This is a genomic window from Pseudalkalibacillus berkeleyi, from assembly GCF_021608225.1.
In the GTDB taxonomy this organism is placed as follows: Bacteria; Bacillota; Bacilli; order Bacillales; family Fictibacillaceae; genus Pseudalkalibacillus; species Pseudalkalibacillus berkeleyi.
In genome coordinates this window covers 2,278,720-2,303,634 of the sequence record NZ_JAKIJS010000001.1, presented here as the reverse complement: position 1 = coordinate 2,303,634, position 24,915 = coordinate 2,278,720, and the positions used below count along the sequence as shown (strand labels likewise).

Sequence of the window (24,915 nt, the reverse complement as noted above, 5' to 3'; positions counted from 1 at the left end):
GGGTGTATGATGGTCCATCAGGTCGATCAATCTCAAGACGTTCTAAAGAAAGATGAGCAGTATGTTTGGCATTCTATGAAACCTTATAATCCTAATGCGACGATGGTCGTTTCAAGTTCAAAAGGAGCTTGGGTGACAGATATTAATGGTGATCGTTACTTAGATGCTATGGCAGGATTGTGGTGTGTAAATGTAGGATATGGAAGAACAGAGCTAGCTGACGCGGCTTATGAACAATTAAAAGAAATGGCTTACTTCCCTCTAACCCATAGCCATGCACCAGCAGTAAAGCTCGCTGAGAAATTAAATAAAATGCTTGGTGGCGATTACGTTATTTTCTTCTCTAACAGTGGTTCGGAAGCGAATGAAACGGCATTTAAAATTGCCCGCCAATATCATCAGCAACGTGGTGAACATAGTCGATATAAGGTAGTTTCGAGATATCGTGCTTATCATGGGAATACCATGGGCTCACTGGCTGCAACGGGTCAAGCGCAGCGAAAGTATAAGTATGAACCATTAGCACCAGGATTTCTTCACGTCTCTCCCCCAGATCTGTATCGTATGCCAGATGGGGACTTGGATAATGCATCTGAAATGGCTTGTGTTCAAGAAGTGGATCGGACAATGACGTGGGAACTCAGTGAAACTGTTGCAGCTATGATTATGGAGCCTATTATCACGGGTGGGGGAATCCTTGTACCACCTGATGGATATATGAAAGCTGTAAAAGAGATTTGTGAAAAGCATGGCGCACTCATGATTGTCGACGAAGTTATTTGTTGATTTGGACGTACTGGTAAGCCTTTCGGGTTTATGAACTATGATGTCCAGCCCGATATTATCACAATGGCAAAAGGAATTACATCTGCCTATTTACCATTGTCGGCGACGGCGGTGAAGAAGGAAATTTATGAGCAATTTAAAGGTTCTGAGGAATACGATTATTTCAGACACATCAATACGTTCGGTGGGAATCCAGCAGCGTGTGCTCTAGCGTTAAAGAACATTGAGATTATGGAAAATGAAAAGTTGTTTGATCGATCGATGGAAAAGGGAGACCGTTTGAAGAGTGAATTATCCACTCGTCTTCAGAATCACCCATATGTAGGAGATGTTCGAGGAAAAGGGTTGCTCGTTGGTATCGAGTTAGTAAAAGATAAATCAACAAAAGAACCACTCGAAGTCAGTAAATTGAATGAAGTCATTGCTACATGTAAAAAGAATAAACTGATCATCGGAAAAAATGGTGTCACAGTGGATGGCTACAACAATGTGTTGACGGTCTCACCGCCATTGAACCTTGAGGATAGTGACTTAGATTACATCATCAATACGCTGACGGATGCATTGAATAAAATCAAGTAATGAAAGAATAGGATGCAAAAATGAATTCGAGTATGAGACCGGAATAGGCTCATACTCGAATTTTTTATTGTTTACCATCCGCGGTAATCGCTCTATCGTGATATGGCGGACAGCAAAAGGGTGGGGTGTTTCTATCCGCGGTAATCGTTCGATGGTGATATGGCGGACCTTAAAAGTTTGTTTCCCTTACGCTTCTCTTTGAAATTCATTTTCAATTTCTCGATATTCGTTTTCCCTTTTCGTTGTTGTTGCGAGGGAGGCTAATTCTTGTAACAAATATTTTCTGTCTAAATGATAGATTTCACGCTTTTCAATTCCGTTGACTGTTTGAACAGCAAAATTCCACAGATCATCATAGAACATCTTATCCATCGCCTTTGCCATCGATCCTAATGAAGATAAAATCTCTGTAATGATCACCCAATTTTGATCGGTGTAATGACGGATATGTGCAAATCCACGATATAAATAATACTCGAAATCTTCTTCCTTCAAAATCACCCTAATATTCTTCTCTTCATCCACTAACAGTGGAGAAAAGTGTGTATAGCGCGCAATGATGGTTAACAAATCAGACATTTGATGGATCGTGTTTATTGCAGTCTTCGGGTCATTGTTACCGAGTGCTTTAATGGCTATTTCCGCCAACTTATTTACACCAAATTCTAAATCTTGAATCTCAGTTTGTTTGTGACCGAGTGCTATGCATTTTAAGTATTCAAGTTCATTAATCGCATTCTCTGATTCTTTCCAATAGGTTAGAATTGGAGAACCCTCTAAGACATATTCTCCAACGCCATATTCAAATCGGACGACCAATTGATCTCTTGTTGCGCTCTTGATCAGACTTATGTAATCAACAACTTGGATATAGCCAGATTCTTTTGCGTTGATCATATGTCCATCTTTCGTATATTCTTTGTCGTCAAGTTTCGTATCATCTTTTGTTCGATAGGGTTCAATTTCTTTTAATATCGAGAAATTAATGATCCGTTTAGATACTTCTTTCATGTTATCGGTTATATTATGGACTTGCATCCACGTAGTAGAATGATTGATAAAGTAAATGAATGTGATCGCTGCGAAAAAGGCTAGAAACACCGTTGTAATAGGAATTGCAACATATTGATTTGTGTTGGACTTACTGACGAAAAGAAACACGGTTAATACGTAAATAAAACTTCCGTTGAAAATACCGAGGACATGCTGTGTTTTCTTATCAGATATGAAGTTCAGCATCATTCTTGGAGAGAATTGTCCACTAAATGTAGTTAACACGACAAGTAATGAGTTGAACGTAAATGCGCTTAATGTCAGTATACCGCCAATCAGTGTACTGACGAGGACTCTTGTTAAATCTACCTCTGAAATGAATTTTCCATCCACATAGTCGGCGAGCTCTAATTGAATATCTAATAATAAAGTAATCGTTGCTAATATGATGGAGAGGAGAATGTAATAGCTTGGAGTAAACCAAAGAGTTGCGCGAATTTCTTCCCATCTCTGTCTTTTTGACATCTTTAAATATTTTTTCATTGATCTTGGTAACGCCATTAGATTTTGGACACCTGCCTTGTTGAAATAGAAGTATGAACTTCTTTATTATCTACCCTAGTTATAGTTGAGGTATGCAAGAAAATAGATGATTCAATAAAAAAACTAACCAATTCAATTTTGGTTAGCTTGAATGGAATCTATTTGTAAAGCCCTCTTACATACATCGTTGTCAGATTGTGCACGATGTCCTCTAGATTCATCTTCCCATCTCTTTTAGTAATTTCCCATAAAAACATTTCATTAGAATAGAACCAACCTTTACCTGCCAGAAGTGGATCAACATCTGGATAAGCTAGGTTATTTTCTTGAGAATAAGTAATATCCTTTGCAATTCCTTCCACGAACCTTTCCCTAATATCATTCCATTTTGCTTGAACGATAGGAGATTGGCCGATTGCTTCTTCTACAACAGCTAGAATTCTTTGTTCTTGTTTTGCCAGTTCAAGAAAAGATCCTACTTGCTTTCGAATCGTTCTTTCAGCTTCGTCTTTCGTTGTTGGTCTGAAAGGTAGATCAGCAATTTTATAAAATTGATTCATCACATCTTCAATAAGTGCAATCAATATGTCGTCTTTATTTTTAAAGTGCACATAAGCGGTACCATATCCAAGCTCAGCGTCTTTAATGATTTGCGTTATGGTTGTTTTTTGGAAGCCCTGGTCTATAAATACTTTTCTTGCTGCCCCAAGCAGTTTATTCCGTGTTTGGACGGACTTTAACTGTCTTTGTGATAACGTATTAATATGATTTGTCATATGTATTCAATCCTTTTACAGAGGTGGTTTTATTTTATATAGGGGATGGGTAACTTGTCAATGACATGATGTCATTGACACTATGTCAGCTTCAACTGTATAGTTTAATTAATACATAATCGGAGGGGGATTTAATCCAATGGGTACTCAGTCTTTTGATCATTCCAAAGCGTATGCGTTAAAACTCGATCAACAAGATGAATTAGCTTCCTTTAAGAACGAATTCCATGTAAAGGAAGATTCAATCTATTTAATTGGGAATTCACTTGGCTTGTTATCTAAACGTGCAGAAGGTGCGCTTACGGATCTGTTAGAGTCTTGGAAAGAACTAGGTATTGATGGTTGGACGGAAGGAGACACACCTTGGTTTTACTTATCTGAACAACTTGGTGGTATGCTAGCACCGCTTGTTGGTGCTAAAGCTGAAGAAGTCATCGCAACCGGATCAACGACGGTTAATTTACACCAGCTTGTTTCGACTTTCTACCATCCAGAAGGGAAGAAGACGAAAATCTTAGCGGATGAACTAACGTTTCCATCAGACATTTTCGCACTGCAAAGTCAATTGAAATTGAAAGGCTATGACCCAGATGAACATCTCGTACAAGTGAAAAGCCGAGATGGAAGAATAGTAGATGAACAGGATATTATCGATTCAATGAGTGAAGAGATTGCACTGATTATGCTACCGAGTGTTATGTATAGAAGTGGTCAAGTGTTAGATATGGAAAGGTTGACTGAAGAAGCTCATAACAGGGGAATTACGATTGGCTTCGATCTATGTCATTCTATTGGAGCATTGCCGCATTCTTTGAGTGAATGGGGAGCGGACTTTGCTTTTTGGTGCAATTATAAATATGTAAATGCAGGACCTGGTTCAGTTGCAGGTATTTACGTAAATGAGAAGCATCTTGGAAAAGCACCTGGACTTGCAGGTTGGTTCAGTTCAGACAAAAGTAAACAATTTGATATGGACCATCAGCTCACACCGGCTGATACTGCAGGCGCATACCAAATCGGGACGCCTCACATGCTAAGCCTGGCTCCATTGAAAGGTTCTTTAGAAATCTTTGCAGAAGCAGGTATTGAGCGAATTCGCAAAAAGTCACTTCAGCTCACACAATATATGATGGACCTCGTTGAGCACGATTTGAAAGACTATGGTTTTAATATCGGAAATCCGATAGAAGATCATCGTCGAGGTGGTCATGTATATTTAGAACATCCAGAAGCGGCTCGTATATGTAAAGCATTAAAGATGAATAAAGTCATTCCTGATTTTAGGAATCCAAATGGCATTCGATTGACGCCAACGGCATTATACAATTCGTTTGAAGATGTATGGAATGCGATTCAAATTCTGAAAAAGATCATGGATGATGAACAATATAAGCAGTTTGAAAATAAACGCGGAGTGGTCGCTTAACAATAGAAAGGGAGTGGGATGATGGGAAACAATAACGAAGAAGGCAAAGAGAAATATGTATCGGAAAAAGGGATCCATACAGATTTTACGAAGAACATGACATACGGAGAATACCTTCAACTCGATCAACTTCTATCTAGTCAAACGAGATTATCTGGACACCACGATGAGATGCTCTTTATCGTCATCCATCAAGTGAGTGAGCTTTGGATGAAGATGATCTTACATGAGTTGAATGCTGCAATCGACTCCATTAAGAAAAGTGAGTTACAACCAGCTTTTAAAATGCTCGCTCGTGTCTCGAAGGTTCAATCACAAATCATCCAAGCTTGGGATGTACTTTCTACATTAACACCGTCTGAATACCTTGAATTTCGTGATAGTCTTGGACAAGCTTCAGGGTTCCAGTCGTATCAATACAGAATGATAGAATTTGCATTAGGCTATAAGACACCGCATGTGCTTGAAATTTATAAAAAAGATCCAGAGCTGCATGAAAAGTTGAAAGAGGCTTTTGAAGCACCTAGTATTTATGATGTGGCCATTCAAGAGTTGTCCAATGCCGGATTTAAGATTAATCCAGCGCTGTTAAATCGCGATTTCTCTGAAACATATGAGGGTGATTCAACGGTTAAAGAAGCATGGGTAGAGGTATACCGCAATGTGGATGATTATTGGAACCTGTATCAATTAGCTGAAAAATTAGTCGACATTGAAGACTGGCTTCAGCAATGGCGATTCCGTCACATGAAGACAGTTGAACGGATTATCGGACATAAGATGGGAACAGGCGGATCATCAGGCGTTTCATATTTAAAGCGAGTCTTGGACCACCGTTTCTTCCCAGAGCTTTGGGATATTCGAACAGAACTATAAAAGGGTTGAGAAAGCATGTGCAGAGGCATATGCTTTTTCTTTTTGAAAAGTCGGATGATCGATAAAATATGAGTATGGCACGATAAACTTGTATGTTTGCACGATAAATTCTCGATTTTGCACGATAAAACCCAAGCTTTGCTCGATACTTACATCTAATCAACTCCAAAACGAAAAAACTGTCCCATGATTCCACCAAAAACCATCATTTACTCGTCATCTTTTTGCTTCCACTCTTCCAAATGTGCACGTATGTCATATCAGTCAAGAAAAGCTATTAACGAACTTTCGGAGAGCTCTGGAAATAATCCTTCGTTCACTTCATATAGATAAGAATAGCAGGAGGGATGGGCGAGATGGTTCTCTGGATTGATGTAGCACTTCAAAAACACCGATTAAAGTTGTTCGATCATACTAAACTTTTAAAGAGTTATCCAATTGCTATAGGAAAGATGCTTACACCAACTCCGACGGGTGAATACTCAATTATTAATAAACAACCAAATCCAGGAGGTCCATTCGGAACGATGTGGATGGGATTATCTAGACCACATTATGGAATCCATGGGACCAACAATCCATCTTCTATCGGTAAGAATGTATCTAAAGGTTGTATTCGAATGTACAATAAAGATGTAAATGAGTTAGCCGCCCTCGTCCCGCTTGGAACGAATGTCTGGATTCATGATTAATTCAGAAACAGAGTATCTATCCAAATCCATAGGAAAAGCCGATCCGTTTGAATCGGCTTTTATTATATTCAGCTCTATATTAACTGGGGAGGTCAATTATAAAGCTTTAACCTGCTAAAACTTGGTCAATAATTTTAGAAGCTTCTATTTTACTTGGGTTTTTCCCAGTCTTTTTCGTTTCCTTAATTGGGAAGTGTTTATCAAATTCATTCAGATATCCTTTTTCTCCCATTAGGTAGGTTTCATTCCAATTGTTCTTCTTTGCCTTTTTCGTAATTTTTGAACCTAAATTCTTCAGCCATCTTTGCTGATTGGCTTCAAATCTTTCTTGAAATTCATCCTTCTTATTGGTATCTGAACCTGTTATTGATGCAGCCATTGGTCCTTGATGTTCTCTCCAATCGTCTATGTCTGGATCGAAGGAATAGTGGTATTCATCAACGAGGACACCCATTTCTGTTTCAAGTACAGTAGCGTCTTCTTTCTGAATGACGATGATCCCACTATATGGATAATGAGATTGCAGTTCTTCTAATTGATCAAGTACAGGGGTATTTTCCCAATGGAAGGACGTTTCAATCGGTACTTGTAAGTCTTCCATGATCCAAACACTTTCATCAGGGGTAGCGAACAAGACTACACTGCGTTTCAATTCGCGCTCTCTACCAGTAATTTTGTTGTAAACTTTGTCTTTCAAGTCACGGTAACCCTTCAGCTCATCATGGTCACCCATTTCTTCAATATATTCTTCAAATTTATTGAGCCCATTCTTTAATTTGATTTTCCATTCGCCACCTTGTTGATCAGGGCTACTTCGGTCTGTATTTAAGTATAGTGATAAAATTTTTTGTGAACCTTCAGCTTTTTTGCTTTTTAATTCCTTAAGTTTTTCGGAGAATCTCATTGAATATTGCCTCCTTGTTTTAAATAAATTGAATCTACTCATTCTGTTTCCGATTCAAATTCATTTTAAACATAGAAAATTGAAACCTTATGAAACGAATGACGTAAAATTACTAGAAGGGAGGCATTTGAGTATGAAGTTTTTATATGGAATGATGATATGTATTTCTAGTTTGATCGTTTTAATTATAGTAAGTTCTGGAAAGCATTTAAACGATTTGTTTGACTATAGTGTTTATTTAGAGAAAACATCTGAATCCATCAAGTTACAAGGTTATTTTGCGATACATATAGGTATACCTCTATTATTATTGATATTTATACTCGTCCTATTCGCTATCCTTTTTCTGAAGATAGACAGAAAGAATACGATCTAATTAATTTGTATATCTTTCTTCCCACTCTTCTCTTAAGACGCCCATTTTTATTGCATCATAATATTCTCCTTCAACTATACGTGCTTTTCGAATGCGAGCTTCTTCAATCATGCCAACCTTTGTGGCAAGCTTCATCATTCTTTCGTTTCCTGACCAAGTAGAAATCCCAACTCTTATAACATCAATATTTTTAAAAATATAATCTGTCCATAATGTAAATGCTTCAGTTCCATAACCACCGGACCAATATCTTGAATCGAAAATGACAATGCCGTTGCTTAACCAGTTCGTCACTTCATCTTCCCAGTACCAGTTGACGGTTCCAATCAATCGCCCATGTACTTCAATAACAAGAATCTGTCTCGTTTCACCAGCCAATATCGTATCAAATTTGGATTTGAAAAGCTGTTTGTATTCTTCTCTCGTCATTATTGGTCGCTTATAATATGGTCCGTTCCATCTTAAATGTTCACGATCAGTCGCTTCATATTCCCAATAAAAAAGGTCATCAAGATCCTCCAACCTTAAATCTCTTAAAATAACTTTTTCACCTTGCATATGTATATCTGACATATAATCCCTCCAATTAATAAAAGTATAGCATTAGAAAGGGTTCATTTTCTTGAAAATGGATGTTTAATAGGAGGATGAACGCGGGAACTATGTAAAAAAGCTGCCCGACTATGGGGCAGCTTGTAGTTAGCTAGCTTTCTTTTGTTCTTTCTTCTTTTTCGCCATGAGCATATCGTGGTCTGCAGCTTTAATGAAGGAGATCGCAAGCATCGTCATGATGATCAAGAGTGGAAATCCTCCAATAATACTTGCTGTCTGAAGACTCGAAAGTCCTCCGATATACATCAAAATGAGTGGTAGGAAGGATAGTGCGAATGCCCAGAATAAACGGTTCCATTTCACTGGCTCATCCTCTACATAATTTTGAACGACAGCTGCTAGAATGTAAGAACCAGAATCAAATGTCGTTGCTAAGAAAATAATGGCTAGAACGATAAAGACCGGAATGACAATCCAATCCAATGGAAGCTGCTCTAATGTTCCCATGATTGCTGCTGGTGCACCTTCGTTGTTCAAGACATCAACAACAGAGAATTGTCCACTTAGCTCTAAATATAGTCCGTAGTTTCCTAGTAGTCCAAAGTACAATACACAACCGAGTGTACCATACAAAATTGTACCTAAAATCATTTGTTTTACCGTACGGCCACGAGAAATTTTTGCGATGAACAACCCGATGAACGGAGCATATACAAGCCACCAAGCCCAATAAAAGACTGTCCAATATTCTGGGAAGCTGGTTTTCTCAAACGGTCCCATATTATTGAATGGCTCTGTCCATGTAGCCATATGGAAAAAGTTATCTGCTATTAAACCAATACTATTAATCGTCGTTTCTGTTAAGAATACAGTCGGACCAACGATTAATACGAATCCAAGTAATAGGAATGTCAACCATAGGTTCACGTCACTCAGTACTCGTATTCCTTTCTTAAGACCAGAATAGGCACTAATTGCAAAGATAACTGTACAAATGACTAGGATATACGTTTTCAAAGAAAGCGTTTCTTCCCAACCAAACATGTTGTTCAATCCTGCTGCAATGAGTGGTGTACCGAGGGCAAGCGTCGTTCCTGCTCCTCCTAATAAACCAAAGATAAATAGAATATCAATGACTTTCCCTAAAGGACCATCAGCGCGTTTACCAATTAATGGTCGGCAAGCTTCACTGATTTTCAAAACTGGCTTTTTACGTACATAATAGAAATAGGCTATTGGTAAGGCAGGTAGGCAGTAAATTGCCCACGCAACCGGACCCCAATGAAAGATTCCATAAGAAGATGCCCATTGAATCGCTTCAGTGGAATTCGGCTCTACTCCTAATGGTGGAGAAGTGTAATAGTATGCCCACTCAATCGTCCCCCAATATAAAACACTAGATCCAATTCCTGCACAGAAAAGCATCGCTGCCCATGAAAAATTTGAGAATTCAGGCTTGATATCTTTTCCCATTTGAATTTTTCCATATTTACTAAATGCAACATATATGAGAAAAATGAGTGTACCTAAACCAAATACAAGGTAAAGTACACCGAAATTGCCAGTGACGAAGGTGTTCATCATACTTAGAACCGCTTCACCCTGTTTTGGGAACAAAATTAATGGAACGGTAACTGATAGTAATAAGACGAATGCGCCAATAAATGTTGGCCAATCTATAATCCCGTTTTTCTTATCCACCAAATCTCTCCTTTCAAAAAATACATTTTTCTAACGATTTATTATTTTACACGAATCATGTCGAATGTAAAATTCGGGGTGTATTTTTTTGATAAGCGCGAAAACAGAAAGCGCTTTCATATGGGTGGATAATAAGCCTAAAATACCATGAATGAACATGAGATTTCATTTAATAACTAAACTTTTCTAATTTAATAGGTATATATTCACTATTTTCAGAAGGTAAAAAAGTAACATATGAGACCTTCGGATTGTCAACAATGCAAAACAATCAATTATTAGCCTCCTTCATACCTAGATATGGATTCTATTAATAGAAATGAATTCTTATGTATGTACTATTTACTATTACTAAGTTAATGCCTAGTAAAAAAGTGGAGCTTATCTTAATGATAAAACTATTACATTAGCAATAATGGGAAATATCATCTTTTAAGAGCCCTTTTCTAAGTGCTTTTATAACAGCTTTTTCCCAACATCAAAATGAAGGAATCTGACATAGATTGAGCTAATTCCTATATTATAGCGCGCGCATATTGTAAAAATTTTGGGGAGGTTTTTTTTTGAAGTTAGCAAAATCATTTCTATCTATGTCACTCGCACTGTCTGTTGCACTTGTTCCAGGAATTACTGAAGCAAAAGATGCAGGTAAAGATGTAAGCCAGCCAAAGATCGAAGTCCTACCTAAAGCAAAAGAGAACATGAATGACAGAAGCATGAAGCCTGCGAAGGTAGAATCAGATTCAAATGCAACAATCTTGGACGAAAAAGGAAAAGAAGTTGGAAAGCGGTCATTCAAAAGCAATACTCGTTCAAAAGACACGATGATGCAAGCGGCAGCTGCAACTAGAGTCGTGACGGTATTGGCAGTTGCTGATGAAGAATATAGAGCACAATATAGCGATTGGCAAACACGTATCCAAAATGCTGTTGAAAGTGCTGACAATGCGTTCTATCGTGATCACAACATTGATTTCCAAGTAAAAGCATTAGGAAACTGGTCTTCTCAAGGTAGCAATGCTTCAGCTATCTTATCTGACCTCAGTAATGATTGGTCTGGCTATTCTTATGACTTTGTAGTCGGATTTACAAGAGATGCTAATTTCGATGCTGGAGGAATTGCTTACGTTTATTCATCAGCTCCAAGCGGAAGTGCTTTTAGTGTAAACTTGGATCAAGGTACAACAAACACTTGGCATGCTGCACAACACGAATTCTCACATAACTTTGGTCTTGGACATGATCCACAAGGTAGTGGAATTCGATGCATCATGAATTATGACTACTCTTATAGCGTAGATTACTGGGATCAAGATCATGACAATCAAATTGAACAAAATGAATACTGGTATGGAAACTAATCAGTAATTCAAATGAGGAAGAGCTAGCCAAAATGGCTGGCTCTTTTTGCGTTGTAAAAAACTGTTAAAAAGATAGAATATTCAGTTATAATGTATTTAACAATTAGAAAATGAGGGTGAAATAATGGAGAAAACGAGTCACGTCACATTAAGTCAAATTGGACAAATTAACCTGAATGTAAGAGATATGGACAAGGCAGTTGCTTTTTACAAGGATACGCTTGGAATGAAGCTATTGTTTGCAATGGAAAACATGGCATTTTTCAATTGTGATGGTGTGAAATTGATGTTGTCACTACCAGAGAACGATCAGTTTGACCACCCTGGATCTGTTATATACTTCAACACAGAAGATATCATGCAAGCTTATAAACAATTCAAAAGTAACGGCGTTTCTTTCGTTGATCAACCACATATGATTGCTGACATGGGGAGTCACGAAGTTTGGATGGCATTCTTCAAAGACTTAGATGACAATACCCTCGCATTGATGAGTGAAGTAGCTAAGTAATGATCTGAAATAAATATAAGCATGGGGGTGTTCGTTTGAATTTTTTTCTTGAAGATCCGAATTTTCGTTTTGTTTTAGATTATTATTTGGACGATACATTGAAAGACTGGGCATATAAAGAGCTAGAACAGTTTGGTGGACATTGCGGTTCTGAAATTGATGAACGTGCGGTCCACACAGACCGTGAAGGACAACCTAAACTGATTAAATTCGATCGTCACGGGAATGATATTTCACACATTTGGTTGAATGAAGGGTATAAAAAGACGGTTGAACAAGTTTATAACAAAGGAATCGTTGGTTATATCCATAAAGAAATTCCCGAACTGAATCAGAAAGGGAACTATATTTATTCTTACGCACAAGGGTATCTGCTCTCGCAAACTGAGGCTGGGTTCTACTGTCCAGTGACATTGACGATGGCAACTTCCTACTTGATCGACCACTATGCGGATGAAGAATTGAAGAAGAAGTTTCTACCTCACGTGCTTTCAACAGGAGAAACTGAACTTTATGAAGGGGCGACATTTTTAACAGAACGTCAAGGTGGATCAGATGTAGGAGCGAATGAAACGATTGCAGTTAAAGAAGGCGATCACTATCGTTTGACAGGTGAAAAATATTTTGCCAGTAATGCTGGTGCCTGTGGAGTTGCGACTGTCCTTGCCCGAATAGAAGGAGCCCCATCTGGAACGAAGGGTTTGAGTTTGTTCTTGGTCCCTTGGAAACAGGAAGACGGTGTACTTAATCATATTAAAATAAGACGGTTGAAGGATAAGCTTGGGGTTAGGGCAGTTCCTTCTGCAGAGGTTGAGTTTGAAGGAGCGAAAGCGTACTTGATCGGAAAGGCAGATCAAGGTTTTCATTACATGATGGAAGCATTAAACCTTTCTCGTGTCTGTAATGCAGTTGCTTCTGTCGGAATCATGAGAAGGGCGACACATGAGTCGAAGAAATATGCTTTTCAACGCGATGCATTTGGAAAGAAGTTAGCTAATTATCCGATGATTAAAGAAACACTTGTAAACATGACAGTTAGACAAGAAGTACAACTTGGTGGTCTATTTCGTTTAATTGCCCTATTTGATCAAGTTATGGGAAAGAATGGCGCAAAGGTAACAGATGAAGAGAAAATTCTCCATCGTCTCTTAATTGCATTAGTAAAAATGAGGACGGCAGAAGAAGCTGTACAATTTTCCCATGAAGCAATTGAAATGCATGGAGGGAACGGATACATTGAGGACTTTGTCACACCTCGTCTACTAAGGGATGCGCAAGTCCTCACTGTTTGGGAAGGTACTGCGAATATTCTAGGGCTAGAAGTGCTGCGCTTGTTAAACAAATACAATGGAGAGCTCATCTTCAGGTCCCATATGGATGAATTGATAGGAACTCTTCCAAATCATGTTGAACCTTACGTACAACCTGTTATGAATGGGTTAGAAAAACTTGATGAATACATCCATCTCTTGAAGAAGTATAGTCCAGAAATGCAGACGTATTACGCGAAGCCGATTGCAAACCTTATGGCAGATATCTATTTATGTGTTTCAGCTCTATTAGAGGCTAAATTAGGTGGAGAGCGGAAAATATTGATTGCCCGACAGTTTTCTAAGTTGATTTGGAATCATGAAAAAGTAGATAAAGATGTATTACCTGTACAGTTTTTTGATGTATTCATGAATCCAGCTACAAGGTCATCTGAAAGTCAAAAATCAAAGTGAAGCGCTCGTGAGATAGCGAAACTAGTGGAAATCACATGCTCACGGAGGGTCCATGAGGCAAAAAAGTGGAAAACATAGTCTCAAATAGACAGCCTTGTCAATAATTATGGGTTTACTTCAGGGGTGTAAACAAATAAATATCAAAGTAAAACGCACTGTATTTCCCATTGAAATGGGGTTACCCTTAAAAATTAGAGTTTTATTATGCAACTGATTGGATGGATTGAGTTCGGTATTTGACTGGACTCAGTCCATCCAATTTTTCTTTTGAACGTTCATGGTTGTACCAGTGGATATATTCTTCAATTCGGCTTTCTAATTCCTCATAGCTTACTAATGTTTCCCAATAATACATTTCTTGTTTCAAAATACCAAAGAAGTTATGGTATAAATACTTAACAAAATGACAAATTATATTGACTTAATGTTAAGAAAACCTTACAATTAGATGGGAATAAACGGTAATGGGGGTTGTTTATCATATGCTGATTAATCGAGTTAAGGAATTAAGAGCAAGACATAGTTATACTCAATCTGATTTAGGTGAATTAGTTAAAGCCTCACGCCAAACCATTGGCATGATTGAAAAAGGTGACTATGCCCCTTCCGTTCTATTAGCGTTGAAAATTGCTAAAGCGCTACGTGTCGATCTAGAGGAAGTGTTTTGGATAGAGGGGGAGGATGAATAATGATTGAACGGTTTTTACGTTCACCATTTACAATGAGTATATTCCTGATGGGTATTGCGGTGATATATTCTAAGAGCATAGTATTGGAGCAGCGGGATGACTTTTTTGTGATTTTTTCCATTTTTTACGTTATCTTTGTCACAATTTATTTTGGGATGATGGTCTATTACAACCGAAAATTTCCCGACCGCAAGATTCGTATTTTCACCTTTATTCCCTATGAGCTAAAAGAAGAAGATGAAGGGCATCAATACATTACGTATCGGGCTTGTCGAAAAGTGTATATATATTATTATTTTGCTATTCCGACAGCCATAGTTTTTGTTGCTCTGTTTAAAGGGATCGAGTTGTTTCCTGTCATAATTTTGACTGTACTCGGGATAGGGCAGTATTTTATTTTCTGGTCAGAAATTAAAAAACTATATGAATAAAGAGGGGAATTGGGACTATGTTTTTATCTTATCTGTTTGTGTTTATCTTGGCAGCGATTCCGTTATTTGAACTTGTTATTGTGATTCCATTAGCTGTCATCGGGGGCATGTCTCCATTAATGACAGCGATACTTGCCTTTTTAGGAAATGCACTGACAGTGGTTCTGTTAATTATTTTTGTAGATCATGTAAAGGAATGGATGAGAAAGCGAAAACATAAACAAAATCGCATGCAACATGTTAAGCAAGAGGAATATATTACGACAGAAGCTAACGCCGAAGGAATGGAAGAGTCGAAAAAAGGTAAACGTGCCAGAGCGCTTTTTGATAAGTATGGTTTACCTGGATTAACAATTATTGGCCCTTTTTTTGTCGGCTCTCATATTTCAGCGTTTATGGGTATGAGCTTCGGTTCTAATAGGAAGGTAGTAACCAGCTGGATGATGACTAGTTTAATTCTTTGGACAATGATTATGGCTGTAGCTTCAAGTTATGGAGTCACCTTTTTTATCCCTGATGTTGAAGAAGATGGTTTCGTAATGCGTCTGTTCAACAACTAGTGTTCCATTAGATACTTAATTTTTATGATAACATCTTGATAATAATTTACTCAGTAATCGAGGAGCGCTTGCTTAATATAATAATTAATAAACAAAGAAAAAGGCTTAGAGGGGGAGATCTCTAAGCCTTTTAGATGTGAGTTATAACGCAAACACTTTGTGATTTCCCTTGTAATTTGGTCTGCGTTTTTTCATTTTCATCTCACAAGTGAACCCGTTATGTCATTAAGGTCTGTCTATTTTCTGTTTAGCATGGCATTGTTGTTTCTTTTTGCTTTCGAAGTTCTGCTAAACGATCCCAGACTTCTAAGAACCAATCTTTGTCTTTCGTCAGTAAGGCAACGTCAATGAGATTTTCGAGGAAAACTTCCTGGTCATCAATCGATTCTGTCAGTGGACTAATCCGATGGATGAACGTTTCGATTGTCTTACCGACAATTTTCTTGTTATCCGATTTCGTAATACGAATTTTGACAGTCCCATTTGCAGGATGAATCGAATGAATAAATCCTTGGATAATCTCATCATTAATTGTTTTTCCAGTCACCCAATCGCCGTTGTAGAAAATAGGTAGCTTTAGGCTACTCATCGCGAATTCCTCCTATCCATTTTATATGTGTATGGTCATTTTTGCTTTGATCAAAAGTTTGAGTAGAGTGCAGATCTTATTAGTTACTTCGTGATTGCTTACTAGTTTATTACCCCTTTTTTTCGACAATTAATCCTAAACATATTAAATTTATTCAGATTTTACATCATTTTCACTTAAATTGAACGAAAATTCAAAAATCAGTAGGATTTAACCCTATACATCAAGAATTACCTATATAGAAAATGATACAAGGAGGAGTACATTCTGCATCAGTGCTCGAGGATAAATGTTCAATGTTAACCATATTTATTCATAATAAGGAGGAACAAGTATGTATGTGACGATTGGTAAATTATTTAATCAAACGGTACAAAAGTTTCCGACAAAAGAGGCACTAGTAGATGCAAGTACGAATCAACGTTGGTCTTATCAAGAATGGAACGAGAAGGTTAATCAACTAGCAAATGCGTTTGTTGAATCCGGTGTGCGTAAAGGGGACCGCGTTTCAACATACTTATTCAACAATATGGAATTCGCAACGACATATTTCGCATGTGCCAAGATCGGGGCAGTCATTAACCCAATTAATTTCAGATTAAAAGCACAAGAAGTCGCTTATATTTTAGAAGATGCGAGACCGAGTATCTTTTTGTTTGAAGAAATGCTTGAGCCACATGTGGCTGCTATACAAGCGAAAGCAGAAGATACGTCTTTCTGGTGTATAAGTAAAAATTGTCCTAATTATGCAGTCAATTACCACGAACGAATGAAAGATACTTCGATAAATGAGCCCAATATTGAAGTGGATGAGAATGATTTATACGCGATTATGTACACGAGTGGAACGACAGGTAGACCAAAAGGTGTATTGCATAGACACCGGGATATGGTAGAACAAAGCCTTGCTTGTATTGCTATGATCAATATTTCAGAGAATGATATTGGCTTGGTTGGAGCCCCTATGTTCCATTGTGCTGAATTACATTGTTGTTTCCTTCCACGTGTACATGTTGGTGCGACGAATGTCATTATCCATCATTTCGATCCGAAGCAAGTTTTAGAGGTCATTGACAGAGAGAACGTTTCAGTATTCTTCGGTGCACCTACGATGTGGAATATGATGCTACAGCAGGATCATGCCTCGTATGACATTAGTAGTTTGAAGTATGGACTGTATGGTGCAGCACCAATGGCGCCAGCATTAGTACGAGCATGTAAAGAGAAATTAGGAGTCAATCTCATACAAGCATATGGTATGACGGAAATGGGACCTGCCATTACGTTCCTATCTGAGGATGAACAATTGACGAAAGCAGGATCAGCCGGAAAACCGTTCTTGAACCATGAAGTACGCGTTGTTAGACCAAATGAACATGGACCTTCAGAACCAGAGGATGTCTTACCTCCAGGAGAAATTGGTGAAATCATCGTTCAAGGGCCGAGTATGATGGTCGGGTATTACAATCGTGAAGATGCATCCAAGGTAGCGATGTATAAGGATTGGTATCATACAGGGGATCTAGGCTATATGGATAAGGATGGTTATCTGTATGTAGCGGATCGTGTGGATGACATGATCATATCCGGGGGAGAAAATGTGTATCCGAGGGAAGTGGAAGACCTTCTATATGAACACGAAGGTGTTCTTGATGTGGCAGTCTTAGGCACACCTGATGAGAAGTGGGGCGAAATGGTTACAGCCATCATCGTAAAGAAGGATGAAAAGCTGACAGAAGATATGTTAGAAGAATTCTGTAAATCAAGTACAGCATTAGCAGATTACAAGAGACCAAGAAAATATATTTTCGAGACGGAGTTGCCACGAAATGCGAGTGGTAAGATCCAAAAATTCTTATTGAAAAAACAGTTTAAACGTGACCGGGAAATCCAAACGCCATAAACGTAGGAGAAGAGGGATTGTGGATGTCAGCTAGATACTTGCAAGAGGAGCACCACATTTTTCGAAGCGCGTTACGCAAATTTCTGAAAAAAGAAGCGTATCCTTTTTATGATCAATGGGAAGAGGACAGAATCATCCCTCGTTCGTTCTGGACTAAGATGGGGAATAGTGGCTTCTTATGCCCTTGGGTGGATGAACAATTCGGTGGACTAAATGCAGACTTTGGATATTCCGTCGTACTGCTAGAAGAACTTGAACGTGTTGGTTCTAGTTTAGTTGGAGTCGGTTTGCATAATGATATTGTCACACCCTACCTTGCTGAATATGGCAATGAGGAGCAGAAGAATCGATGGTTACCTGGTTGTATTTCTGGTGATTCGATCACTGCCATTGCGATGACAGAGCCTAGCGCAGGATCTGATCTTGCAGGTATTAAGATGACAGCGGTACGAGATGGTAATGACTATATATTAAATGGTGAAAAAACGTTTATCACAAATGGCATCCATGCAGACATAATCGTCGTCGTTTGTAAGACAGATCCGAAAGCCATTCCAGCACACAAAGGAATAAGCTTGATCGTAGTCGAACGAGATACGTCTGGATTTACAAGAGGGAAGAAACTAAACAAGATCGGGCTCCATAGCCAGGATACTGCAGAACTTATATTTGAAGATGCTAGAGTACCAGCATCCAATTTACTTGGTGAAGAAGGAAAAGGTTTCTACTATTTAATGCAACAACTTCAACAGGAAAGATTAATAGTTGCAATTGAAGCGATAACTGCGGCTGAAGAGATGTTGAATCAGACTATTGAATACGTAAAAAATCGAAACGCATTTGGAAAGAAAATAAGTGATTTCCAAACTGTACAATTTCGTATAGCCGAAATGGCGACAGAAGTAGAGCTTGGTAGAACATTTTTAGATGATTTAATTATGGAACACATGGAGCACAAGCATATAGTCAAACAAGTTTCGATGGCAAAGTACTGGACAACAGAAATGGCTAGGAAAATCGCTACTGAATGTATGCAGCTCCATGGTGGATATGGGTATATGGAAGAATATGAGATTGCAAGACGATATCGTGATATTCCTGTAGCATCGATTTATGCAGGCACGAATGAAATCATGAAGTCAATTATTGCAAAGGAATTAGGCTTATAAAATTGTAGGAGGGTGTTATGTCTTTAGCAGAACACCCTTTTGCTTTTTGATTGTCTACATATTTTAAAGGAGACTATTTAATATGAAAAAAATCGGAGTCATCGGGGCAGGCTTGATGGGGAATGGTATTGCTCAAACTATGGCGATGAGTGGTAAATATGTGATTCTTCAAGATATTACAGAAGAGGCTTTATTAAAGGCTCGCAACAAAATTGAAAAGAGTTTAGGAAGACTCGAAAAGGCAGGTCATATTAATCAAGAAAGGGTAACAAATACATTAAGTAAAATAACGACTACCTTAGAAATTGAGCAAGCGTGTAAGGAAAGTGATTTAATAATCGAAGCTGTTCCCGAAAATTTACAGTTAAAAAGAACGATCTTTGAACAATTGGATAGATATGCACCAACTCATGCTATTCTCGCAACAAATACATCTGAATTAAGCGTGACATCAATTGCAGCTGTAACGAACCGAGCAGATCAAGTGATTGGCATGCATTGGTTCAACCCAGCCCCGGTTATGAAGCTTATTGAAATCGTAAAGGGCATCGATACGTCAAATGAGACAGTAAAAATGATTGAGTCCATCTCAGAAGAAGTTGGTAAAGAGACGGTTTTGGTCAAAGATACACAAGGTTTTGTCACTACCCGTGCACTGTCCGCTCATATGCTCGAGTGTATGCGCATTTATGAAGAGGGCGTTGCCTCTCTAGAAGATGTTGATAAGGCAATCCGTCTAGGTTTAAATTATCCGATGGGACCCCTACAGCTTGCCGATTACGTAGGACTTGATACGATGCTATATGCAAGTGAGGGCTTAGTTGAAGCCTATGGGGATCGTTTTCGTCCACCTCAAATTTTACGTAAGCTTGTTGAGGCAGGGCATTTCGGAGTAAAGACAGGTCGTGGATTCTATTCTTATGAATGAATCCGTTGGACCGAGAGGAGACTGACATGAACCGTGAAGTAGTCATAGTAGAAGCGGTAAGGACAGCGATTGGTAAAAGAAAAGGCGTTTTTCGAAATACACACCCTGTTCACTTAGCTGGTAGAGTGTTAGATGAAGTGACGAAGAGGGCAAACATCGATAAATCATTAATTGAGGATATCGTAATGGGGTGTGTGACACCTCACTCCGAACAAGGATTTAATATTGGCAGACTAGCTGCGTTAGATTCAGGATTTCCAGTTGAGGTACCTTCCGTGCAAATTAACCGGATGTGTGGTTCAGGTCAACAAGCCCTCCATTTTGCTGCCCAAGAAATTTTAGCAGGTGATATGGATATCACAATTGCTGCTGGCGTAGAGAATATGACAATGGTCCCTTTATTAAGTGATGGAAATGAACGAACGATACCCAACTCCTTGAAAGAAAAATATAGCTTTGTTCATCAAGGCGTCTCGGCTGAACTTATAGCTGATCATTATGGACTAAGCAGGAAGCAGTTGGACGAATATGCCTTCAACAGTCACCAAAGAGCAATAAAGGCACAGGACGAGGGGAAATTCAATCAAGAAATCGTTGCAATGTCGGGTGTAGATATAGATGGTAATGATATAAACGTAACGACTGATGAGGGACCTAGAAGGAATACATCACTTGAGGCTTTAAGTAATTTAAAGCCAGTATTTAAGCCAGATGGAGTTGTAACCGCAGGAAATGCGAGTCAAATGAGTGACGGAGCTGCAGCGATATTATTGATGTCACGTGGTAAAGCGGAATCTCTAGGGATGAAGCCACGTGCACGAATTGTCCAAAGGGTTGTTGTTGCATCGGATCCAACGATGATGCTTGATGGCGTTATACCTGCAACAAGAAAGGTATTGGACAAAGCCGGATTATCCATTCAAGACATGGATTTGGTTGAGATTAATGAAGCGTTCGCACCAGTGGTACTAGCCTGGCATAAAGAACTAGGGTATTCACTTGATCTAGTCAATGTAAACGGAGGTGCCATTGCGCTAGGACATCCTTTAGGCGCAACAGGTGCAAAATTAATGACGACTTTACTTCATGAATTAGAACGCACGAATGGGCGATACGGTCTACTCACGATTTGTATTGGTCATGGGATGGCAACAGCAGCTATAATTGAGCGATTATGAGTGGAGGAGAATATGAATAGGACAATAGAACTTATTAAAATGGAAGTAAAAGACGAAGTTATTCATCTTGAATTTAATCGACCTGACAGATTGAACGCCTTGAATGTAGAAATGATTGATTGTTTTGTTGAGAGGCTTGAAGAAGTCATTCATATGAAACAAAAAGTTATCATTTTATCAGGCGTTGGAACGGCTTTCTCATCCGGTGGTGATATTCAAGCGATGAGTAGTAGCATTTCAGATGTCCTCTTTCAAGAAATTATGGGAAAAGTGAAAGAGATGATTCTAAAGGTTTACACATTACCGAAAATCGTCATTTCTGCAGTTCATGGACCAGCTGCTGGTCTAGGATTTAGCCTAGCGCTTGCCTCAGATTATATCGTTGCCTCGAACGATGCAAAATTTGGGCTGAATTTCATACATATAGGCCTAGTAGCAGATGGGGGATGCCATTTCCTTCTGAAAAATCGGATTGGCTATCAAAATACAAAACATGCGATATGGAAAGGTAAAACGTTTCATGCCAAAGAAGCATATGATTTAGGAATCATAGACTTTTTGGTCGATGACCATCCATACGATCAAGCAACAGAGCTTGTTTCAAGTACTTTACAAATGTCGTTTGAAGCTCAAATCGAATCAAAATTAATTTTGAATGCAACAGAAGTGCTCGAATTAACAAAAGTATTAGACTTAGAATGTGATGCCCAATGTCGTATGCGAAAGTCAGATGAGCATATTCACCGAATTCAAGCATTCTTGAAAAAATCAAAAAAAGGATAAACTCTTTATAAGAAGATAAGGAGGCTCGTAAATAATTACGGGCTTTTTTTTTGCCCATTATAAACATTTTACTCTCAAGATTTTAGGCAACTGCATAGTATATGAGGTGAATGAATCATTCGAGAGGGGAGAATGAATGTGTACCGTAAACCATACCAATATAACCAATGGCAACAACCCGTGCATTGGCATCCTCATCAATGGCAAAATCGACATTGGAAACATCAATGGACGCCTCATTATGGTCAAATGAAACTAAAAGATTATGGATCAAACCCATTTGTCGTTAACATTGATCAAGCGACTAAGCAAAACAGGAATTACAGAACGGCTTTATGGACGGGTGAAAACTTACAAGTAACCCTTATGAGTATTGATGTAGGTGATGATATCGGTTTAGAAGTTCATCCTACAACAGATCAATTCATACGTATTGAAGAAGGTCAAGGTGTAGTACAGATGGGGGAAAGCAAAGATAACTTAAGCTTCCAACAAAGAGTCTATGATGACTATGCGATTATGATTCCAGCTGGAAAATGGCATAATGTAATCAATACGGGGAGAAGGCCGATGAAAGTATACGCCATTTACGCTCCGCCTGAGCATCCATTTGGCACGGTCCATGAAACGAAAGCGGATGCTGAAGATTATGAGGAGCAGAACCCATACTAACTTTAAATTTAGCTTACCACACGTGGTGAGCTTTTTTTGTTTACGAGATAAGCTTTAGTCCGATTGCAGCACAAAGAATCAAGGCTATAAATAACAATCTTTTCGGATCCCTTGATTCATCATACAAAAGCATGCCTAGAATTGCTCCGCCAGATGCACCAATTCCTGTCCAAATTGCATAGGAAGTGCCCATAGGTAGTGATTTCATTGCATAGGCTAGAAATAAAAAACTAGCACCAAATCCGAGAATTAATAAAAGTAAAGATTGCCAATTGCGGTCCTTATGTAATTTATTTATCATAGTGACCCCGAACATTTCACAAAGGCCTGCTAAGACCAAAGAAATCCAAGCCATTATGCTCCCTCACTTTCTTTCGCATAATCATTTGTAACTATCTTCAATCCGATTACTCCTGAGATTAACAACAAAATGAGTAATACCTTTTCCGCTTGAAAAGGTTCTCCAAAGAGTAAGATTTCAGAAGAGACGGTTCCAGCTGTACCTAACCCAACAAAAACGGCATAAACAGTACCTACAGGAAGATTCTTTCCTGCCATAATCATTAAATAGAAGCTAATGATGATCGCAATAACTGTTCCGCCCCACGTCCAAAAGTCATTTGCGTGCTTTAATCCAATAACCCAAAATACTTCAAACAATGCTGCAATAAATACTTTAATCCAATTCGTATTCATGATCGAAACCCCTCACAATATAATCTTTAAAAGCAAAAAGCCTGAAAGATAACTGTAGTACAGTATCTCCCAGGCTTTTATCCTTCCGTGGCACAGCGGTTCATGCTGTGAGTTTTCTCTCGGACCAGTCCAATTAAAGTCTTGCGGAACCCTAGAAAACAATTAAATCATATTATACTCAAATTTGAAAATTATTCAAGAGAATATAACAAATACAAGATGATCAATCAATCAGGATTAATAGAGTCCTCATAAGTTTTATTGGATTTTACAATGGGTAGAGCTAGTTAAAATATTTTTTAAAGCGAAGGAGATGTCTTTGTGATAAAAAAGGTAGAAATACCGACAATATCCATTATTGGTCTACTAGCATTATCGATCATTTTCGGATGGTTCAGATATGGTTATGGCTTATTGTTGCCAAAGTTCAAAGAGGATTTCAATTTATCAGCCTCCATATTAGGGGTTATTTCTAGTTTAACGTTCCTTTCATTTTTAATTGGAGCACTTACTGTGATATTGGTAGTATCACGATTGGGAGCGCGCCCCGTTATTTTAGGAGGTATTTTTGCTGCATCAGCAGGGTTGTTATTATCTGGACTTACTAATAACAGTCTTATTTTTGCCTTAGGGTGTACGATTGCCGGGTTAAGCCCAGGTTTAACATGGTCTTCATTTTCAGAGAGTGTGAACCAGAATGTGAGAAATGGGATTCAGAATAGAGCTTTGGCCATTATTAGTACCGGATCCACTCTTGGGTTAATTATGATATCTTCTTTATATTTATTGGTAAATGGAGATTGGAGGCTGATTTGGGTCAGCGGTGGAATCATTGGTTTTATCATCTTTATTTGGGCTTTTAAATCTATCCCTTTCCCCAAACAGGATGAAAGCTTTCAAAAGGAAGTTCTGAAGGTGAATGTAAGGCCTCTTTTAACAAAAAGATCCAAGCCACTTTATATATCGTCAATATTATTCGGGATTACTGAAGCGACCTATTGGACTTACTCGGCAGATTTTGTTCAAGAAAATCTCTTTATTAGTCATGCAAATGCTATTTTCTTCCTTGTCACAGGAATTGGAGGATTGGTTGGCTTATGGGCCGGTGATTTTATTAATAAACTAGGATTTAAGGTCTGTTTCATCATTACAATACTTCTTTATTCATTCAGTATTTCAATTTTGTTTATCTCACAAAATTGGTTACTCGTGTGTGTTTCAGGATTCTTATTCGGAAGTTCATTCATGCTATATGCAGCGTTTTTGCCTATTTGGAGCGCACAAGTCTTTCCTAATATCCCTGCGATAGGGTTCAGTATTAGTATCATCCTTTTAAATATTGGAGCCATTATTGGTCCAGCATTATTCGGAGTGATATTATCCCATGTAAAATACGAAACGATCTTTCTAGTTGCAGGATTGATTGGTTGCCTAAAAGTGTTTGTATTACCTGTTACTAGACAGGCTACAAATATGTAGAAATTTTACATTTTAATGAAACTTTGAGTAAAAAT

25 protein-coding genes, 2 pseudogenes and 1 riboswitch are annotated in these 24,915 nt (G+C 38.4%); of the genes and pseudogenes, 18 read left to right on the top strand and 9 right to left on the bottom strand.

What is annotated here, in order from left to right; all coding sequences use genetic code 11:
* Positions 1-9: 9 nt before the first annotated feature.
* Positions 10-1,368 (top strand): annotated as a pseudogene (locus L2716_RS12120) (aminotransferase).
* A 186-nt stretch (positions 1,369-1,554) separates the two neighbouring features.
* On the opposite strand, the gene L2716_RS12115 reads toward L2716_RS12120, so the two are convergent.
* Together L2716_RS12115 and L2716_RS12110 are read right to left on the bottom strand one after the other, a co-directional pair.
* Entirely contained in the window at positions 1,555-2,922 is a 1,368-nt protein-coding gene (locus tag L2716_RS12115) for a DUF2254 domain-containing protein (RefSeq protein ID WP_236335187.1), read from the bottom strand.
* A gap of 140 nt (positions 2,923-3,062) precedes the next feature.
* Positions 3,063-3,680, bottom strand: coding sequence for a TetR/AcrR family transcriptional regulator (locus L2716_RS12110; protein WP_236335185.1), 618 nt, complete (start codon positions 3,678-3,680; stop codon positions 3,063-3,065).
* Positions 3,681-3,819: 139 nt separating this feature from the next.
* Between L2716_RS12110 and kynU the strand changes: the two genes are divergently transcribed.
* From kynU to L2716_RS12095, 3 genes are all read left to right on the top strand, one after another.
* Positions 3,820-5,106 (top strand): kynureninase, encoded by a 1,287-nt coding sequence (kynU, locus tag L2716_RS12105; RefSeq protein WP_236335182.1) that lies wholly within the window; start codon positions 3,820-3,822, stop codon positions 5,104-5,106.
* A gap of 21 nt (positions 5,107-5,127) precedes the next feature.
* Entirely contained in the window at positions 5,128-5,982 is an 855-nt protein-coding gene (gene kynA, locus L2716_RS12100; protein ID WP_236335178.1) for a tryptophan 2,3-dioxygenase, read from the top strand.
* A 356-nt stretch (positions 5,983-6,338) separates the two neighbouring features.
* The gene (locus tag L2716_RS12095; RefSeq protein ID WP_236335151.1) at positions 6,339-6,674 is read left to right on the top strand and encodes a L,D-transpeptidase; all 336 of its coding nucleotides are present in this window, start codon (positions 6,339-6,341) and stop codon (positions 6,672-6,674) included.
* 106 nt (positions 6,675-6,780) lie between these two features.
* On the opposite strand, the gene L2716_RS12090 is transcribed toward L2716_RS12095, so the two are convergent.
* Positions 6,781-7,578, bottom strand: a complete 798-nt coding sequence (locus L2716_RS12090; RefSeq protein ID WP_236335149.1) for a VLRF1 family aeRF1-type release factor — start codon at positions 7,576-7,578, stop codon at positions 6,781-6,783.
* Between the two features lie 133 nt (positions 7,579-7,711).
* On the opposite strand from L2716_RS12090, the gene L2716_RS12085 reads away from it, so the two are divergent.
* Complete coding sequence (locus L2716_RS12085; RefSeq protein ID WP_236335144.1) at positions 7,712-7,954, top strand: hypothetical protein; 243 nt, start codon at positions 7,712-7,714, stop codon at positions 7,952-7,954.
* Here L2716_RS12085 and L2716_RS12080 read toward each other — a convergent pair whose 3' ends face one another.
* Positions 7,955-8,527, bottom strand: a complete 573-nt coding sequence (locus L2716_RS12080; protein WP_236335142.1) for a GNAT family N-acetyltransferase — start codon at positions 8,525-8,527, stop codon at positions 7,955-7,957.
* A 126-nt stretch (positions 8,528-8,653) separates the two neighbouring features.
* Positions 8,654-10,207 (bottom strand): BCCT family transporter, encoded by a 1,554-nt coding sequence (locus tag L2716_RS12075; protein WP_236335139.1) that lies wholly within the window; start codon positions 10,205-10,207, stop codon positions 8,654-8,656.
* 590 nt (positions 10,208-10,797) lie between these two features.
* On the opposite strand from L2716_RS12075, the gene L2716_RS12070 reads away from it, so the two are divergent.
* The 3 genes from L2716_RS12070 (at position 10,798) to L2716_RS12060 (ending at position 13,803) form a co-directional block, all read left to right on the top strand.
* Positions 10,798-11,568: a zinc-dependent metalloprotease gene (locus L2716_RS12070; protein WP_236337864.1), complete on the top strand. Its 771-nt coding sequence runs from the start codon at positions 10,798-10,800 to the stop codon at positions 11,566-11,568.
* Positions 11,569-11,692: 124 nt separating this feature from the next.
* Entirely contained in the window at positions 11,693-12,079 is a 387-nt protein-coding gene (locus L2716_RS12065; RefSeq protein WP_236335132.1) for a VOC family protein, read from the top strand.
* Positions 12,080-12,114: 35 nt separating this feature from the next.
* A complete protein-coding gene (locus L2716_RS12060) occupies positions 12,115-13,803 on the top strand; it encodes an acyl-CoA dehydrogenase family protein (protein ID WP_236335130.1) in 1,689 nt (562 codons plus the stop codon).
* A gap of 202 nt (positions 13,804-14,005) precedes the next feature.
* Here the strand turns inward: L2716_RS12060 and L2716_RS12055 are convergent.
* Positions 14,006-14,185: pseudogene (locus tag L2716_RS12055) on the bottom strand (IS3 family transposase); the annotation flags it as partial.
* 100 nt (positions 14,186-14,285) lie between these two features.
* On the opposite strand from L2716_RS12055, the gene L2716_RS12050 reads away from it, so the two are divergent.
* The 3 genes from L2716_RS12050 to L2716_RS12040 are packed head-to-tail and all read left to right on the top strand — an operon-like array spanning position 14,286 to position 15,483.
* On the top strand, positions 14,286-14,492 hold the full coding sequence (locus L2716_RS12050) for a helix-turn-helix transcriptional regulator (RefSeq protein WP_236335124.1): 207 nt from the start codon (positions 14,286-14,288) through the stop codon (positions 14,490-14,492).
* The gene (locus L2716_RS12045; RefSeq protein WP_236335122.1) at positions 14,492-14,923 is read left to right on the top strand and encodes a hypothetical protein; all 432 of its coding nucleotides are present in this window, start codon (positions 14,492-14,494) and stop codon (positions 14,921-14,923) included. The genes L2716_RS12050 and L2716_RS12045 overlap by 1 nt, the downstream gene beginning before the upstream one ends.
* A 17-nt stretch (positions 14,924-14,940) precedes the next feature.
* A complete protein-coding gene (locus L2716_RS12040; RefSeq protein ID WP_236335119.1) occupies positions 14,941-15,483 on the top strand; it encodes a small multi-drug export protein in 543 nt (180 codons plus the stop codon).
* A gap of 247 nt (positions 15,484-15,730) precedes the next feature.
* Here L2716_RS12040 and L2716_RS12035 read toward each other — a convergent pair whose 3' ends face one another.
* Positions 15,731-16,072, bottom strand: coding sequence for a hypothetical protein (locus L2716_RS12035; RefSeq protein WP_236335102.1), 342 nt, complete (start codon positions 16,070-16,072; stop codon positions 15,731-15,733).
* A 334-nt stretch (positions 16,073-16,406) separates the two neighbouring features.
* On the opposite strand from L2716_RS12035, the gene L2716_RS12030 reads away from it, so the two are divergent.
* The 6 genes from L2716_RS12030 to L2716_RS12005 all read left to right on the top strand — a co-directional run bounded on the left by L2716_RS12030 (position 16,407) and on the right by L2716_RS12005 (position 22,705).
* A complete protein-coding gene (locus tag L2716_RS12030; protein ID WP_236335100.1) occupies positions 16,407-17,975 on the top strand; it encodes a fatty acid--CoA ligase in 1,569 nt (522 codons plus the stop codon).
* Positions 17,976-17,998: 23 nt separating this feature from the next.
* Positions 17,999-19,144 (top strand): acyl-CoA dehydrogenase family protein, encoded by a 1,146-nt coding sequence (locus L2716_RS12025; protein ID WP_236335098.1) that lies wholly within the window; start codon positions 17,999-18,001, stop codon positions 19,142-19,144.
* A gap of 82 nt (positions 19,145-19,226) precedes the next feature.
* The gene (locus tag L2716_RS12020) at positions 19,227-20,072 is read left to right on the top strand and encodes a 3-hydroxyacyl-CoA dehydrogenase family protein (protein WP_236335089.1); all 846 of its coding nucleotides are present in this window, start codon (positions 19,227-19,229) and stop codon (positions 20,070-20,072) included.
* A gap of 26 nt (positions 20,073-20,098) precedes the next feature.
* Positions 20,099-21,250, top strand: a complete 1,152-nt coding sequence (locus L2716_RS12015) for a thiolase family protein (protein ID WP_236335087.1) — start codon at positions 20,099-20,101, stop codon at positions 21,248-21,250.
* A 12-nt stretch (positions 21,251-21,262) separates the two neighbouring features.
* Entirely contained in the window at positions 21,263-22,033 is a 771-nt protein-coding gene (locus L2716_RS12010) for an enoyl-CoA hydratase-related protein (RefSeq protein WP_236335085.1), read from the top strand.
* A 138-nt stretch (positions 22,034-22,171) separates the two neighbouring features.
* Positions 22,172-22,705, top strand: coding sequence for a cupin domain-containing protein (locus L2716_RS12005; protein ID WP_408005307.1), 534 nt, complete (start codon positions 22,172-22,174; stop codon positions 22,703-22,705).
* 40 nt (positions 22,706-22,745) lie between these two features.
* Here L2716_RS12005 and L2716_RS12000 read toward each other — a convergent pair whose 3' ends face one another.
* Both L2716_RS12000 and L2716_RS11995 read right to left on the bottom strand, forming a co-directional pair.
* Positions 22,746-23,060: a DMT family transporter gene (locus tag L2716_RS12000; RefSeq protein WP_236335081.1), complete on the bottom strand. Its 315-nt coding sequence runs from the start codon at positions 23,058-23,060 to the stop codon at positions 22,746-22,748.
* Complete coding sequence (locus L2716_RS11995; protein WP_236335080.1) at positions 23,060-23,401, bottom strand: DMT family transporter; 342 nt, start codon at positions 23,399-23,401, stop codon at positions 23,060-23,062. The genes L2716_RS12000 and L2716_RS11995 overlap by 1 nt, the downstream gene beginning before the upstream one ends.
* A gap of 64 nt (positions 23,402-23,465) precedes the next feature.
* Positions 23,466-23,567, bottom strand: a riboswitch (guanidine-I (ykkC/yxkD leader).
* Positions 23,568-23,722: 155 nt separating this feature from the next.
* Between L2716_RS11995 and L2716_RS11990 the strand changes: the two genes are divergently transcribed.
* Positions 23,723-24,880, top strand: coding sequence for an MFS transporter (locus tag L2716_RS11990; protein WP_236335078.1), 1,158 nt, complete (start codon positions 23,723-23,725; stop codon positions 24,878-24,880).
* Positions 24,881-24,915: the final 35 nt, after the last annotated feature.

Excerpts from the sequence above, each read along its gene's own strand:
- L2716_RS12115 (WP_236335187.1), bottom strand. The coding sequence starts at position 2,922 with ATGGCGTTACCAAGATCAATGAAAAAATATTTAAAGATGTCAAAAAGA.
- L2716_RS12110 (WP_236335185.1), bottom strand. The coding sequence starts at position 3,680 with ATGACAAATCATATTAATACGTTATCACAAAGACAGTTAAAGTCCGTC.
- kynU (WP_236335182.1), top strand. The coding sequence starts at position 3,820 with ATGGGTACTCAGTCTTTTGATCATTCCAAAGCGTATGCGTTAAAACTC.
- kynA (WP_236335178.1), top strand. The coding sequence starts at position 5,128 with ATGGGAAACAATAACGAAGAAGGCAAAGAGAAATATGTATCGGAAAAA.
- L2716_RS12095 (WP_236335151.1), top strand. The coding sequence starts at position 6,339 with ATGGTTCTCTGGATTGATGTAGCACTTCAAAAACACCGATTAAAGTTG.
- L2716_RS12090 (WP_236335149.1), bottom strand. The coding sequence starts at position 7,578 with ATGAGATTCTCCGAAAAACTTAAGGAATTAAAAAGCAAAAAAGCTGAA.
- L2716_RS12085 (WP_236335144.1), top strand. The coding sequence starts at position 7,712 with ATGAAGTTTTTATATGGAATGATGATATGTATTTCTAGTTTGATCGTT.
- L2716_RS12080 (WP_236335142.1), bottom strand. The coding sequence starts at position 8,527 with ATGTCAGATATACATATGCAAGGTGAAAAAGTTATTTTAAGAGATTTA.
- L2716_RS12070 (WP_236337864.1), top strand. The coding sequence starts at position 10,798 with ATGTCACTCGCACTGTCTGTTGCACTTGTTCCAGGAATTACTGAAGCA.
- L2716_RS12065 (WP_236335132.1), top strand. The coding sequence starts at position 11,693 with ATGGAGAAAACGAGTCACGTCACATTAAGTCAAATTGGACAAATTAAC.
- L2716_RS12050 (WP_236335124.1), top strand. The coding sequence starts at position 14,286 with ATGCTGATTAATCGAGTTAAGGAATTAAGAGCAAGACATAGTTATACT.
- L2716_RS12045 (WP_236335122.1), top strand. The coding sequence starts at position 14,492 with ATGATTGAACGGTTTTTACGTTCACCATTTACAATGAGTATATTCCTG.
- L2716_RS12040 (WP_236335119.1), top strand. The coding sequence starts at position 14,941 with ATGTTTTTATCTTATCTGTTTGTGTTTATCTTGGCAGCGATTCCGTTA.
- L2716_RS12035 (WP_236335102.1), bottom strand. The coding sequence starts at position 16,072 with ATGAGTAGCCTAAAGCTACCTATTTTCTACAACGGCGATTGGGTGACT.
- L2716_RS12030 (WP_236335100.1), top strand. The coding sequence starts at position 16,407 with ATGTATGTGACGATTGGTAAATTATTTAATCAAACGGTACAAAAGTTT.
- L2716_RS12025 (WP_236335098.1), top strand. The coding sequence starts at position 17,999 with ATGTCAGCTAGATACTTGCAAGAGGAGCACCACATTTTTCGAAGCGCG.
- L2716_RS12020 (WP_236335089.1), top strand. The coding sequence starts at position 19,227 with ATGAAAAAAATCGGAGTCATCGGGGCAGGCTTGATGGGGAATGGTATT.
- L2716_RS12015 (WP_236335087.1), top strand. The coding sequence starts at position 20,099 with ATGAACCGTGAAGTAGTCATAGTAGAAGCGGTAAGGACAGCGATTGGT.
- L2716_RS12010 (WP_236335085.1), top strand. The coding sequence starts at position 21,263 with ATGAATAGGACAATAGAACTTATTAAAATGGAAGTAAAAGACGAAGTT.
- L2716_RS12000 (WP_236335081.1), bottom strand. The coding sequence starts at position 23,060 with ATGGCTTGGATTTCTTTGGTCTTAGCAGGCCTTTGTGAAATGTTCGGG.
- L2716_RS11995 (WP_236335080.1), bottom strand. The coding sequence starts at position 23,401 with ATGAATACGAATTGGATTAAAGTATTTATTGCAGCATTGTTTGAAGTA.